The sequence below is a fragment of the Streptomyces sp. MNU76 genome (assembly GCF_020982545.1).
Classification (GTDB): domain Bacteria; phylum Actinomycetota; class Actinomycetes; order Streptomycetales; family Streptomycetaceae; genus Streptomyces.
This window is the reverse complement of sequence record NZ_JAJKLK010000005.1, coordinates 102,875-116,082: the sequence shown is the minus strand read 5'-3', so window position 1 is coordinate 116,082 and position 13,208 is coordinate 102,875. Positions and strand designations below refer to the sequence as shown.

Sequence of the window (13,208 nt, the reverse complement as noted above, 5' to 3'; positions counted from 1 at the left end):
CCTGAGCCAGGAATCCTGTCCGCACGGGAGGCTTCAGTTGTACGTGATGGCAGATGACGAGAACTTGCAGGTGGTTCCGTCCGCACCCACACCGATCTGCGTCGGTTCCTTGCCGGAACTGTTGCCCTTGAAGCGCACGCAGGTCTTGACCTTCTTCTTCGGGTCGCCGTGGATGCGGATCCTCGACAGCGTCGCGGTGTCGCCGTAGTTGGCGTTCACGCCGACGACCGCCTTCAGGGGCGCCACGACGTCGATGTCGCTGAGCACGATCGCGCGCTCGTACTGCTTCTTGCAGTTGCCGCAGGAGCGCACCAGCTTGCCGGAGTCCTGTACCCGGAACCCGGTGATGCTGAGCCTCCCGGCGCCGTTGAACTGGAACACCTTGTCCGAGGCCTTCTTCGCGCCCCCGCCGACGACCTTGTACACGGCCTTCGACGACGTGCCCTTGAAGCTGGCGGCGTCCTCACCGACATCCAGCCACCAGACGTTCTTCAGGGTGCAGCTGCCCTTGCAGTGCACGCCGTCCGCCCCCGGTACACCGATGATCACGTTCTGCAGCACGGCGCCGTCCGCCAGTTCGAAGATCGGGTCCTGGCCCTCGTCCTGGCTGCCGTCGCCGAGCGCGCCCTTGCCGAAGAACTTCCTCAGCCTGCCGTCGTACGTGCCCTTCACCTCGATCGTCGAGGAGACGGCCTTGCTGCCCTTGGCCGTCGGCCAGGTGGCGGCGGCGCCGGCGGAGGACAGCAGCGACGTCGTGGCGAGCACCCCGCCCGTGAGGGCGAGGGCGGCCACCGACCCGATCACGGCCCGCCGGCCGGTGACCCGACGGCGGTGCCGGACGCGCTGTTGTGCAGGTGCGGTCATGTACCCGATTCCTCGCTGGTGGTGACTCTTGCGCCTACTGGTCGCCACCGGCGGAGAAAGGGTTGCCGCGCCCGCGGAACTTTTTCGAGCCGCGCATCGCCTTGCCCTCGACCTCGAGTTACGAGTCGCTCTCGTCCGGGGAGTCGTCGTCCTTGTCCTGGGCCTCGAAGCCGCCGCCGACCGTGAGGTCCATGCCGCCCGCCTTCGCGGTCATCGTGTAGCGGTCGTCGCTCGCGTCACGGCCGCCGCGCTCATGGTTGTACTGCCCGGCGAAGACGAACTCGCCCTTCGGGACCGTGCGTCCGTCCTTGAGCACCCAGGTGTAGACCAGGAACCCGTCGGCCTCCTCGACCGTGAGGTCGAAGTCCTGCTCCGGCAACGACCGCCAGGCACCGGACGAGGAGACCCCGCCGGTCTGGGCGATCCTCAGCTGGACGGTCAGCTCGGTGAGCTGTTCGCTCGTCCTCAGGGTGAGGTTGCTCTGCGCCCAGAAGTCGTTGCTGTGCGGGTCGACCGCGCCGTCGGACCGGAGCGGCCCGTCCTCCTCGCTGTTCGAGGTGGGCAGCTTCGGCACCGGCGTGCCCTTGGACGACGGGCTGTTCGACGGCGTCGAGCTGGGCTTCTCCTCGCGCTTCCCGCCGGCGCTCGGGGTCGGGCGGTCCGGCGGGAGCGGGGCGCGGCTGGTCGCGCCGGGGGAGTCGACCGGAGTCGGGGAGACCACGACCGTCCGGTCGGCGGGGGGCGTCGGTTCGCCCTTCACCGCGGAGGCGACCGCGTAGCCGCCGACCGCGAGCACACCCGCGACACCGGCCGTGGCGGTGACCACCCGCACCCAGCCCCACAGCGGCGGCCGGGTCGCCCCGCGGCTCCGGCGCTCCTCGGGGGCGGCCATACCGCGCTCGATCCGGGCCAGGATGCGGGCGCGGTCGGGCTCGTGCGCCTCGGCCGACTCGCGCAGCCGGGCGCGCAGCTCCTCGTGCACGTCCCTCATCGGTCCCTTCCTCCGGTGCCGGTCACTCCCGCGCGGGTCACGCGCGGCTTCGTGACGCCCCCGCCCGCGATGCCCGCGTGCATCCGCCGCGGCGCGTCCTCGGTGCCGAGCAGCTTCTGCAGCTCGGCCATCCCCTTGGACGTCTGGCTCTTCACCGTACCGACCGAGACGCCGAGGGCGAGCGCCGTGTCCTTCTCCGAGAGGTCGAAGGCGTGGCGCAGGACCACACAGGCCCGCTTGCGGAACGGCAGCCTGCGCAGCGCCGACTGGACGTCGACCGCGCCGGGCACATCGGGATTCTCGGTCTTCTCCTCGCGCTGCGACCAGAACAGCGTGACCCTGCGGCGCTCACGAACCGCGCTGCGGATCCGGGTGCGGGCCAGATTGGCGACGATGCCACGGGCGTAAGCCACCGGATGATCCGCCGCGCGCACCCGGTCCCAGCGGTGCCACATCGCGAGCAACGCGTCCGCGGCCAGGTCGTCGGCGGCATCCGCCTCACCCGTCAACAGGTGTGCGAGGCGCGACAGTTCGGCATAGTGCCGTTCGAAGAAGGCGTGGAACTCCACGGAGGCTGCGTCGTCGACGACTGTGCCCACGGGGACCTCTCTTCTCGCTGCGGCCACAGCAGCCGAGCCGGCTGGCTGTGCGTGTCATGTGGATGACATGTGATCGTCCGGGGCCGACCCCCGACGAGATCCGGAAGAGTAGCAGTGATCGCGAAGGGGGTTCGTACGCGGCTTCGAACGCCGTCTTGCAGGGAGAACTCCGATTCCGTAACACGGAGAAAACCTGAATCGGGTTCAACAGGGGAACAATCCAGCCAGCATCCGCGCGTAGTCCACGCATGTCACTAGGAGCACCGTTCATGTCCGACGCACAGAAGGTGGCCGACCGCCCCGCAGCCGAGCCGCCCGGGACGAACAGCGTCGATCGCTTCTTCAAGATCAGCGCCCGGGGGTCCACCTTCGCCCGCGAGATACGCGGCGGTTTCGCCACGTTCTTCACGATGGCGTACATCCTTGTCCTGAATCCCATCATCCTCGGCAGCGCCAAGGACAAGTACGGCCACACCCTCGACGGCGCCGAACTCGTCACCGCCACCGCCCTCGTGGCCGCGGTGATGACGATCATCATGGGCGTCGGAGGAAACCTTCCTCTCGCGCTCGCCGCGGGCCTCGGCCTCAACGCGGTCGTCGCCTTCCAGATAGCCCCGCTGATGAGCTGGTCCGACGCGATGGGCCTGGTCGTCCTGGAGGGCCTGCTGATCTGCGTCCTGGTGGTCACCGGCCTGCGCGAGGCCGTGATGCACGCCATTCCGCAGCCGCTGAAGCAGGCGATCAGCGTCGGCATCGGCCTGTTCATCGCCTTCATCGGCTTCGTGGACGCCGGGTTCGTCACCCGCATCCCGGACATCGCGAACACCACCGTGCCGGTCCAGCTCGGCGCCGGCGGCGCGCTGTCCGGCTGGCCCATCCTGGTCTTCTGCGCCGGCGTGCTGCTGACCGTCGCGCTGCTCGCCCGCAAGGTGAAGGGCGCCATCCTGATCAGCATTCTGACGATGACGGTCGTTGCGATCGTGATCAACTCGGTGGCCGACATCAAGAGCTGGGGCCTGACCACCCCGAAGGTCCCCGACGACATCGTCGCCGCCCCCGAGTTCGGACTGATCGGCGACTTCAGCCTCTTCGGCTCGTTCGGGGAGACCACCGTCATCACGGTCGTCCTGCTGATCTTCACCCTGCTGCTCTCGGACTTCTTCGACACCATGGGCACGGTCGTCGGCATCACCGCCGAGGCGGGCCTGCTCGACGAGGAGGGCAAGGTCCCGAACCTCGGCCGGGTCCTCCTCATCGACGGTGCGGCGGCCGTCGCGGGCGGCGCCTCCTCCTCGTCCTCCGCGACCTCCTACATCGAGTCCGCGGCCGGCGTCGGCGAGGGCGCCCGCACCGGCTTCTCCAACCTGATCACCGGCGGCCTCTTCGCGGTGGCGCTCTTCCTCACCCCGCTGCTGACCATCGTCCCCATGCAGGCCGCCGCGCCCGCGCTCGTCGCCGTCGGCTTCCTGATGATGACCCAGGTCAAGAACATCGACTGGGACAGGTACGAGATAGCCATCCCGGCGTTCCTCACCATCGCGGTGATGCCGTTCACGTACTCCATCACCAACGGCATCGGCGCGGGCTTCCTCGCCTTCGTCCTCATCAAGACGGTCCTCGGCAAGGCGAAGGAGATCCACTGGCTGCTGTGGGCCACCTCGGCGCTGTTCCTGGTGTACTTCGCGATCAACCCGATCCAGCAGCTGTTCGGCGTGAAGTAGCCGAAGACGAAGACGAAGGGCCGCCCTCCGGGGGGAGTGAGGGCGGCCCTTCCTATTCAGGTGGTTCCTGGTGGACCCGTGGTCCTTCAGCCCTTCAACGCCGCCTCCATCACGGCCTTCGCGACCGGCGCGGCCAACCCGTTGCCGCTGACCTCCGAGCGCGCCGCGTTCGACTGCTCGACGACGACCGCGACGGCGACCTCCTTGCCGTCGGCCTTCGCGTACGACGTGAACCAGGCGTACGGCGTCTCGCTGTTGTTCTCGCCGTGCTGGGCCGTACCGGTCTTGCCGCCCACCGTCGCCCCGCTGATCCGCGCGTTGGTGCCGGTGCCGTCCTCGACGACCGTCCGCATCGCCGACTGCAACTGCTCGGCGGTGTCGGAGCTCATGATCTCCTTCGAGTCCGTCTCCGCCTCGTAGTCCTCCAGGACGTCGCCGCCGCCGTTGGTGATCTGCGACACCATGTGCGGCGCGACCAGCTCGCCGCCGTTGGCTATCGCCGCCGACACCATCGCCATCTGGAGCGGCGTCGCGGTGACGTCGTACTGACCGATGCCTGTCAGAGCCGTGGAGGGCCTGTTCATGCCCGACGGATAGACGCTCTCGTACGCCCGCACCGGCACGTCCTGCGCCTGGTCGTCGAAGCCGAACTTCTCGGCCGTCTCCCGCACCTTGTCCTGACCGAGGTCGACGGCCATCTTCGCGAAGACGTTGTTGCACGAGTACTGCAGCGCCGTACGGATCGTGGCGTTCTCGCAGGGCGCGCTCGGGTTCTCGTTGGACAGCTCCGTCTCGGTGTCCGGGAGCGTGTACGGGTCCGGGCTGACCGTCTTCTCGTCCACCGAGCCGTACAGCCCGTCCTCCAGCGCGGCCGCCGCCACGACCAGCTTGAACGTCGACCCCGGCGGCAGCGGCTGGCGCAGCGCCCGGTTGGTCAGCGGCTTGTCCGGGTCCGCGTTGAGCTTCTTCCACGCCGTACCGGCGGTGCCCGCGTCGGTGAGCGCGGACGGGTCGTACGAGGGCGTCGACACCACCGCGAGGATCCTGCCCGTCTTCGGGTCGATCGCGACGGCCGCGCCCTTCTTGTCGCCGAGCGCGTCGTACGCGGCCTTCTGCACGGCAGGGGCGATCGTGGTGATCACATTGCCCGGCTCGGCCCGCTGCCCGGTGACCGTGTCCATCACGGTCTTCAGCCGCAGGTCGGTGCCGTCGAGCAGATCCTGGTAGACGCCCTCCAGCTGGGTGGGGGCGTAGGCCTGCGAGGCATAGCCGGTGACCGCCGCGTACAGCTCGCCGTCCTTGTACGTGCGCTTGTACGCGAGGTCGCTGTTCTTGGTGCGGGCCGAACCGGTGATCGAGTCGCCCGCCACGATGATGTTCCCGAGCGGGTCGGCGTACGTCCGGATCGCGTTGCGCCGGTTGTTCTGGTCGTCCCCGAGCGCCGTCCCCTCGTAGAACTGCACCCATGTCGCCCTGATCAACAGGGCGAGCACGAGCAGCAGGGTGAAGACGGCGGAGCGCCTGATCGTCTTGTTCATGGCACCCGGAAGGACGAGCGGGATGCGATAGGTCGTTCCCTTCGCCCGGTTTTCTCATGGGGTCTTCATGAAACCGGGCTTGCCATCGGCGCGACGGGCGGGGTCGCCCGGCGCCGGATCAGAGTCTGCGGGTCGCCAGGGTCAGCCGGTCGCGAGCGTCGAAGAGGGCGTCCTTGACCAGCTGCTCGTGCGCCGGGGTCAGCCGGGCCACCGGGACCGAGCAGCTGATCGCGTCGCGGGCCGGGGTGCGGTAGGGGATCGCCACCCCGAAGCAGCGCAGCCCCAGCGTGTTCTCCTCGCGGTCCGCCGAGAACCCCTGCTCGCGGATCTGGCGCAGCTCCTCGATCAGCTGTTCCCGGTCGGTGATCGTGTGCTCCGTCAGCGCGGGCAGGGTCTCCGGGAGCAGCTTGCGGACCTGCTCGTCGGTGTGGGTGGCCAGCAGCGCCTTGCCGAGCGAGGTGGAGTGGGCCGGCAGCCGGCGGCCGACCCGGGTGAAGGGGCGCAGATAGTGCTGCGACTGACGGGTGGCCAGATAGACGACGTTGATGCCGTCGAGCCGGGCCAGGTGGATCGTCTCCGTGGTGTCGTCCGACAGCCGGTCCAGCGTCGGCCGGGCCAGCGCCACCACCTCGTCGCCGTCGATGTACGACGTGCCCACGAGCAGCGCCCGCACGCCGATGCCGTACCGCGTCCCGGTCGCGTCGGTCTCCACCCAACCCAGCTCCACAAGGGTGCGCAGCAACATGTAGAGACTCGACTTGGGATATCCGACGGCTTCCTGGACGGCCGCCAGCGAATGCATACCGGGGCGCCCGGCGAAGTATTCGAGCAGCTCAACGGTCCTTACCGCCGATTTGACCTGTGCCCCGCCGCCCGTCTCCACTGCCGACATCGCCCGTGACCCCTTCGTTCGGCGAGAAGCTGAAGATATAGTCTCCGACAGAATATTCATCATCAGAGACGGTGTTCAGCATATCGAACGCCGCTGGTGAATGACCCAGATATACCCCTGGGAATCGACCCAGAAATACGTGGAGGAACCCGCGGTGGCAGCAGCACCAGTCTGGAGTGTCGACCCCCGTACCGGGAAGCAGCGCGAGCAGGTTGCGGTGGAGGCCACAGCCCAGGAGGTCGACGCCGCCGTCCGCGCGGCGCACGCCGCCCGCGCCTCCCTCACCGACCGCACGGTCCGCGCGGCCTTCCTGCGCACCGCCGCCGACCAGCTCCAGGCGGCCAAGGACCAGCTCGTCGAGGTCGCCGACGCCGAGACCGCGCTAGGCCCGGTCCGGCTCACCGGCGAACTCGCCCGCACCTGCTACCAGCTGCGGGCCTTCGCCGACATCGTCGACGAGGGCGCCTTCCTCGATGTGGTGATCAACCACCCCGACGACACCGCCACCCCGCCCATCCCGGACCTGCGCCGCTACAAGGTCCCCCTCGGCGTCGTGGCCGTGTACTCGGCCTCCAACTTCCCCTTCGCCTTCTCCGTCCCCGGCGGTGACACGGCGAGCGCGCTGGCCGCCGGCTGCCCGGTGGTCGTCAAGGCCCACCCCGACCACCCGGCCCTGTCCGAGCTGGTCGCGATCGTGCTGCGCCGGGCCGCCGCCGAGCACGGCATCCCCGAGGGCGTCCTCGGCCTCGTGCACGGCTTCGAGGCGGGCGTCGAGCTGGTCAAGCACCCGCTCGTCACCGCCGCCGGCTTCACCGGTTCGGTACGCGGCGGCCGTGCCCTCTTCGACGCGGCGGCCGCGCGCCCCGTGCCGATCCCGTTCCACGGAGAGCTGGGCTCCCTGAACCCGGTCCTCATCACCGAGGCCGCCGCCGCCGAGCGCGCGGAGGCGATCGGCGCCGGGCTCGCCGGGTCGATGACGCTCGGTGTCGGCCAGTTCTGCGTCAAGCCGGGCCTGGTGCTGGCGCCCGCCGGTGACGCCGGCGACCGGCTGCTCAAGTCGCTCACCGACGCGGTCAGCGACGTCGACTCCGGGGTCCTGCTGGACCACCGGATGCGTGACAACTTCCTCGCCGGGGTCGCCGAGCGCGCCGAGCTGCCGGACGTCGAGTCGCCGGTGACCGCCGGCGCGGGCGGCGAGCACACCGTCAGCCCCGGGTTCCTGACCGTCCCGGCCGGCAGGCTGGCGGCCGAGGGCGAGCACGACCTGCTCCTGGAGGAGTGCTTCGGGCCGCTCACGGTCGTGGCCCGCTACGAGGACGAGGACGAGGCCAAGTCGGTGCTGTCCCGGCTGCCGGGCAACCTCACCGCGACGGTGCACGTGTCGGGTGAGGAGGCGGCCGAGGGCGGGCGCGGGCCGGAACTGCTGGCCGAGCTGACGCCGCTGGCCGGGCGCGTGCTCGTGAACGGCTGGCCGACGGGTGTGGCCGTGGCGGCTGCCCAGCACCACGGCGGGCCCTACCCGGCGACCACGTCGACGTCCACGTCGGTGGGTGGCACGGCCATCGAGCGGTGGCTGCGGCCGGTGGCCTACCAGGGTGCGCCCTCGGCGCTGCTTCCGCCGGAGCTGCGGGACGAGAACCCGCTGGGGCTGCCGCGGCGGTTCAACGGGGTTCTTGAGCGCTAGCCCTCTGCGGGAGCGCCGTAGGCAGGGGTGCGGATCGGTTCCGGGCTGCGCGAGCGTCGTGGTTGCTCGCGCAGTTCCCCGCGCCCCTAAAAGCCTGCTGATGTGGGCCGGGAGCTGCGAGAATCCCCCGATGGACGTCGAAATTCCCGAACTCCCCTTCCCCCTTCGCACCTATGGCCCCGACGGGCACTGGTCCTACGAGGACGGGGTGCTCACCGGATGGGCCGGTGCCCGGCAGGACCGGTTCGTGCCGCCCACGGACGAGGGGCTCGACCCGAAATCGGACGCGCCCCGGCTGCTGGGGGCGCCGGAAGGGGACTTCCAGCTGATCGCCCGCGTCACCGTCGGCTTCGCCGCCGGGTTCGACGCGGGCGTGCTGTACGTGCACGTGGGGGAGCGGGCCTGGGCGAAGCTCTGCCTGGAGAACTCCCCCGATGTGCCGACCGTGTGCACGGTGGTCACCCGGGGGCACTCGGACGACGCCAACTCCTTCACCGTCGAGGGCAGTTCGGTCTGGCTCCGGGTCAGCCGCACCGGCCGCGCCTTCGCCTTCCACGCCTCCCGCGACGGCAAGCGGTGGACCTTCGTCCGCCTCTTCACCCTCGCCGGCGAGCGGGAGAGCGGCGCCGCCCTGATCGGGTTCATGACGCAGTCCCCGATGGGTGAGGGCTGCGTGGTCACCTACGACGAGATCGAGTTCCGCCCGAACTGGCCGGAGGACCTCAGGAACGGCAGCTGAGGCCGCGCCCCGAATGGGTGAGGGCTGCGTGGTCACCTACGACGAGATCGAGTTCCGCCCGAACTGGCCGGAGGACCTCAGGAACGGCAGCTGAGGCCGCGCCCCGAAAGGGGCGCGGGGAACCGCGCGGGAAGTCCCATCGGAGGCGCGCTGTGGGGGTCGAAGGGGCGCAGCCCCTTGAGGACGGGACGGGTAGGGGCGGCGGGGGCGAAAGACCCCCGGCCGGGAATGAGCCGAGCTGCTTGAACGTTCATCCACCGTGGAGGCGGAGGCCGTCTCCGTACCCGTACGACCTGGAGAGAGCTGTGACCATGCGCGTCGAGATCTGGAGCGACATCGCCTGCCCCTGGTGCTACGTGGGCAAGGCCCGCTTCGAGAAGGCGCTCGCGGCCTTCCCGCACCGCGACGGCGTCGAGGTGGTGCACCGCTCCTTCGAGCTCGACCCGAACCGCGCCAAGGGCGACATCCAGCCCGTGCTCACCATGCTGACCAAGAAGTACGGCATGAGCCAGGCGCAGGCCCAGGCCGGTGAGCACAACCTGCGGGAGCAGGCGGCGGCCGAGGGGCTCGCCTACCGGGCGGAGGGCCGTGACCACGGCAGCACCTTCGACATGCACCGCCTGATCCACTTCGCCAAGGAACAGGGGCGGCAGAGCGAACTGCTCCAGGCCTTCTACCGGGCGAACTTCGCCGAGGAGCGGTCCGTGTACGCCGACGCGGACGACTACCTGGTCGAACTGGCCGTCGAGGCCGGGCTCGACGAGGAGGCCGCGCGCAAGGTGCTGGCCGACCCCGACGCGTACGCGGACGCCGTCCGCGCGGACGAGCGGGAGGCCGCTGCGCTCGGCGCGAACGGAGTGCCGTTCTTCGTGCTGGACCGGAAGTACGGGGTGTCCGGGGCGCAGCCCTCGGAGGTGTTCGAGAAGGCGCTCGCCCAGGCGTGGGGAGAGCGGCCCGCGCCGCTCGCTGTCGTGGCGGCGGACGGCGCGGAGGCTTGTGGGCCGGACGGGTGTGCGGTGCCTCAGTAAAGGGCGCCGGGCAGCGCAGTAGGGGTGCGGTGGCTCGCGGGCCGCGGGTCCGTCGTGGTTGCTCGCGCGGTTCCCCGCGCCCCTAAAGGGGGCGCCGCGGTGCAGGTCAGGCGCCATGCATAAGCGTTGCTTGGGGACAGGGCGCAAAACTTCTCAATGGACGTGGGATGCGCCCGGCCCCACAGTGGTCCCATGGAAACCTTCGAGAGCCTCGTTCGTGCCGAGTTCGTCCCGAAGAACACCTACCTGAACACCGCCAGTACGGGCCTGCTGCCCGCCCGAGCGGTCGACGCGATGAGGGCGGCCGTGGAGTCCGTGGCCGCCGGGCAGCCGCAGGACATGTTCGCCGACGTGGAGGCCGCGCGGGCGGCGTTCGGCCGGATCACCGGGGTGCCGGACCGCCGCGTGGCGGCCGGGGCCTCGGTCGCCGTCTACAGCGGCCTGATCGCCGCCGCGCTCCCGGCGGGCGCCGAGGTGCTGACGGCCGAGGGCGAGTTCGCGTCCCTCGTGAACCCCTTCCATGTGCGCGGTGACCTCAAGGTGCGCCAGGTGCCGCTGGAGCGCGTCGCCGAGTCGGTGCGGCCCGGCACCGCACTCGTCGCGGTGAGCGCCGCGCAGTCCGCCGACGGCCGGGTCGCCGACCTGGACGCGATCCGCGAGGCGGCCCGGGAGCGGGGAGCGCGTACCTTCGTCGACGCGTCGCAGTCCGCCGGCTGGCTGCCGATCGAGGCGGACGCGTACGACTACGTCGTCGCCGTCGCCTTCAAATGGCTGCTGTGCCCGCGCGGAGTCACCTTCCTCGTCGTTCCGGAGGACCTCGGCGGGCTCACCCCCGTCTTCGCCGGCTGGGTCGCGGGGGAGGAGCCGTGGGACAGCTGCTACGGCCCGGTCGAGGAACTCGCCCGCTCCGCCCGCCGGTTCGACGAGAGCCCCAGCCTGTTCTCCTACGCGGGCGCCCGCCGCTCCCTGGCGCTGATCGACGAGCTGGGCGTGGCGAACGTACGGGACCATGACCTGGCGCTGGCCGACCGGTTCCGCGCGGGTCTCGCCGCGCTGGGCCGCGAGCCGGTGCCCGCGCCCGGGTCGGCGATCGTGTCGGTGCCCGGACTCGGGCGGCGGCAGGCGGAGTTGAGCCGAGCGGGGATCGAGGTCTCCGATCGCGCGGGCCATCTGCGGGCCGCCTTCCACCTGTACAACACACCGGCGGACGTCGACCGGCTTCTGGACGCCCTGTCCGGCCGACTTCCCTGACCCACTGGCGCGGACCGCCCCAGGACGCTAGGAAGGGCATCACTAGGTGGTGGTGCCGGTGGAGCCGACGCTCGAACAGCCGTCCATCGATGTGGAGTTGCATCGGCGGCTGGTGTACGGGGACGAGTCCGCGCTGCGTGAGGCGTACGCGGCGTACGGGGGACTCGTCCGGCGGGTGGCCGTCCGGGTCACCCGCAGCCCGGCGGCCGCCGAGGACGTGGCGCAGGAGGTCTTCGCCCAGCTCTGGAGCAGGCCGTACGGCTTCGACGCGCGCCGGGGCTCGCTGCGCACCTGGCTGTCCATGGTCGCCCACCGGCGGGCCGTGGACTGGGTGCGCGGTGAGGCCCGGCACCGCAAGGACGTCCGAGCGGACGACTCGGCGCTGCACGCCATCCCCGACGCGGGCCCCGACCCGGCCGAGGCGGTCGTCGAGCGCGAGCGCTCCCTGAAGCTGCACACCGCCCTCGCCGAACTCCCGCGCCCCCAGCGGGAGGTGGTCCACCTCGCCTACTTCGCGGGCCGCACCTACCGCCAGGCCGCCGTCGAGCTCGGGATACCCGAGGGCACCGCGAAGACCCGCCTCCGCTCGGCGCTGCGCAAACTGGCGGAGTCCCTCGCGGACCCACCGGATCCGGCAGCGGCAAGGGGCGCGTGATGGGGGCGCACGGGACCGTCCGGAGCGCGCGGCACCTGCGTATCGTGGACGTGGCAGGGCGAAAGGGCGGCGCGCGATGACCAACGACCACGACGGCGTGCGGGAGCTGCTGGCCGCCTGGGCCGTCGGCGCGCTCCCGCCCGGCGACCTGCGCGGAGTCACCCCGCACCTGGCCGCCTGCCCGTCGTGCGCGGCAGAGGCGGAACGCCTGCGCGACACGGTACGACTGCTGGACGGATCAGCGGACGGGCGCCCGGGCGGTGCGGTGAACGGGCACCCGGATGGCGCGGCGCCCGGGCGCCCGGGCGGTGCCGTGGCCGGTGGCCCGGGCGGTGGTGGCGTGGACGCGGGCGCCGACGGCGTCCTCTCGCTCGCCCTCCGCTCCCGCCGCCCCCGGGCCGCCGAGATCGCCCACCACGCGGCGCCCTACGCCGCGGCCGTGGCCGGACTCCAGGCGCTGGTACCGGAGGTGGAGGGCCGCTGGGGCGTCCCGGTCGTGCACGACTGGGACGCCCACGCCACCGTCGCCCACCTCGTCGCCGCCGACGAACACCTGGCCGTATGCCTGGGCGTCGACACAGGGCTGCCCGTCTCGCACATCCCGGACGGGATCCCCGCCGGGGACGCCTGGGCCCGGCGCACCGCCGACGTCATCGCCCACGAGCACCGGCGCACGCCCGCGCAGACGGTCGCCACGTGGGCCGCGCAGGCCGCCGCGCTGCTCGCCACCTCCGAGGCCGCCGACCCCGAACTCGCCGCCCGCCCCGTCACGGTGCTGGGCCTGCGGCTGCCGGTCGCCGACCACTTCGTGATCCGCGCCTTCGAGGCCTGGATCCACACGGACGACATCGGCCGGGCCCTCGGCCTCCCCGTGCCGCCGCCCCCCGCCGAGCATCTGTGGTCCCTGGTCCGGCTGGCCGTCCGCATCCTCGGTCTGGCCCTGCACGACGCGCCGCCCGTCCTCTTCGAGGTCACCGGGCCCACCTGCACCAGCTGGATCCTCGGCGACGACACGGGCCCCGTGCACGCCGAACTCAGCCTGGATCCCGTCGACTTCTGCCTCCTCGTCGGCGGCCGCCACACCCCGGAGGCGGTACCGAGGGCCATCACGGGCGACGAGAGCGCGGCACGGGACGTGCTGGAGAGGGCGGCGTCGTTGGCCTGGCTCTAGGGCTCGTGGACGTACGCGCCCCATAGGCATGCGGAAGGGGCCGGGCGGTCGCTCAGGGGTGGCGACCGCCCGGGC

General features: G+C 71.3%; 12 protein-coding genes. 7 read left to right on the top strand and 5 right to left on the bottom strand.

What is annotated here, in order from left to right; translation table 11 throughout:
* Positions 1-33: 33 nt before the first annotated feature.
* The 3 genes from E4N62_RS13855 to E4N62_RS13845 form a co-directional block, all read right to left on the bottom strand.
* Positions 34-864, bottom strand: a complete 831-nt coding sequence (locus tag E4N62_RS13855; RefSeq protein WP_230214361.1) for a pectate lyase — start codon at positions 862-864, stop codon at positions 34-36.
* A gap of 118 nt (positions 865-982) precedes the next feature.
* A complete protein-coding gene (locus E4N62_RS13850; RefSeq protein ID WP_230214357.1) occupies positions 983-1,855 on the bottom strand; it encodes a hypothetical protein in 873 nt (290 codons plus the stop codon).
* Positions 1,852-2,454: a SigE family RNA polymerase sigma factor gene (locus tag E4N62_RS13845; protein ID WP_230214356.1), complete on the bottom strand. Its 603-nt coding sequence runs from the start codon at positions 2,452-2,454 to the stop codon at positions 1,852-1,854. The genes E4N62_RS13850 and E4N62_RS13845 overlap by 4 nt, the downstream gene beginning before the upstream one ends.
* A gap of 269 nt (positions 2,455-2,723) precedes the next feature.
* Here E4N62_RS13845 and E4N62_RS13840 point away from each other — a divergent pair, with 269 nt between their 5' ends.
* Positions 2,724-4,175 (top strand): NCS2 family permease, encoded by a 1,452-nt coding sequence (locus E4N62_RS13840; RefSeq protein WP_230214355.1) that lies wholly within the window; start codon positions 2,724-2,726, stop codon positions 4,173-4,175.
* An 86-nt stretch (positions 4,176-4,261) separates the two neighbouring features.
* Here the strand turns inward: E4N62_RS13840 and E4N62_RS13835 are convergent, their stop codons facing one another.
* Entirely contained in the window at positions 4,262-5,713 is a 1,452-nt protein-coding gene (locus E4N62_RS13835) for a penicillin-binding protein 2 (RefSeq protein WP_230214354.1), read from the bottom strand.
* Between the two features lie 118 nt (positions 5,714-5,831).
* Positions 5,832-6,605: an IclR family transcriptional regulator gene (locus E4N62_RS13830; RefSeq protein WP_230214352.1), complete on the bottom strand. Its 774-nt coding sequence runs from the start codon at positions 6,603-6,605 to the stop codon at positions 5,832-5,834.
* 154 nt (positions 6,606-6,759) lie between these two features.
* Here E4N62_RS13830 and E4N62_RS13825 point away from each other — a divergent pair, with 154 nt between their 5' ends.
* The 6 genes from E4N62_RS13825 (at position 6,760) to E4N62_RS13800 (ending at position 13,133) form a co-directional block, all read left to right on the top strand.
* Positions 6,760-8,289 (top strand): aldehyde dehydrogenase (NADP(+)), encoded by a 1,530-nt coding sequence (locus E4N62_RS13825; RefSeq protein ID WP_230214350.1) that lies wholly within the window; start codon positions 6,760-6,762, stop codon positions 8,287-8,289.
* Between the two features lie 130 nt (positions 8,290-8,419).
* Positions 8,420-9,028, top strand: coding sequence for a DUF1349 domain-containing protein (locus E4N62_RS13820; RefSeq protein ID WP_230214348.1), 609 nt, complete (start codon positions 8,420-8,422; stop codon positions 9,026-9,028).
* 311 nt (positions 9,029-9,339) lie between these two features.
* On the top strand, positions 9,340-10,056 hold the full coding sequence (locus E4N62_RS13815) for a DsbA family oxidoreductase (RefSeq protein ID WP_230214848.1): 717 nt from the start codon (positions 9,340-9,342) through the stop codon (positions 10,054-10,056).
* Between the two features lie 192 nt (positions 10,057-10,248).
* Positions 10,249-11,307, top strand: coding sequence for an aminotransferase class V-fold PLP-dependent enzyme (locus E4N62_RS13810; RefSeq protein ID WP_230214347.1), 1,059 nt, complete (start codon positions 10,249-10,251; stop codon positions 11,305-11,307).
* Between the two features lie 46 nt (positions 11,308-11,353).
* On the top strand, positions 11,354-11,962 hold the full coding sequence (locus E4N62_RS13805; RefSeq protein WP_184895674.1) for an RNA polymerase sigma factor: 609 nt from the start codon (positions 11,354-11,356) through the stop codon (positions 11,960-11,962).
* 76 nt (positions 11,963-12,038) lie between these two features.
* Positions 12,039-13,133: a maleylpyruvate isomerase family mycothiol-dependent enzyme gene (locus E4N62_RS13800; RefSeq protein ID WP_230214344.1), complete on the top strand. Its 1,095-nt coding sequence runs from the start codon at positions 12,039-12,041 to the stop codon at positions 13,131-13,133.
* The last annotated feature ends 75 nt before the right edge of the window (positions 13,134-13,208 follow it).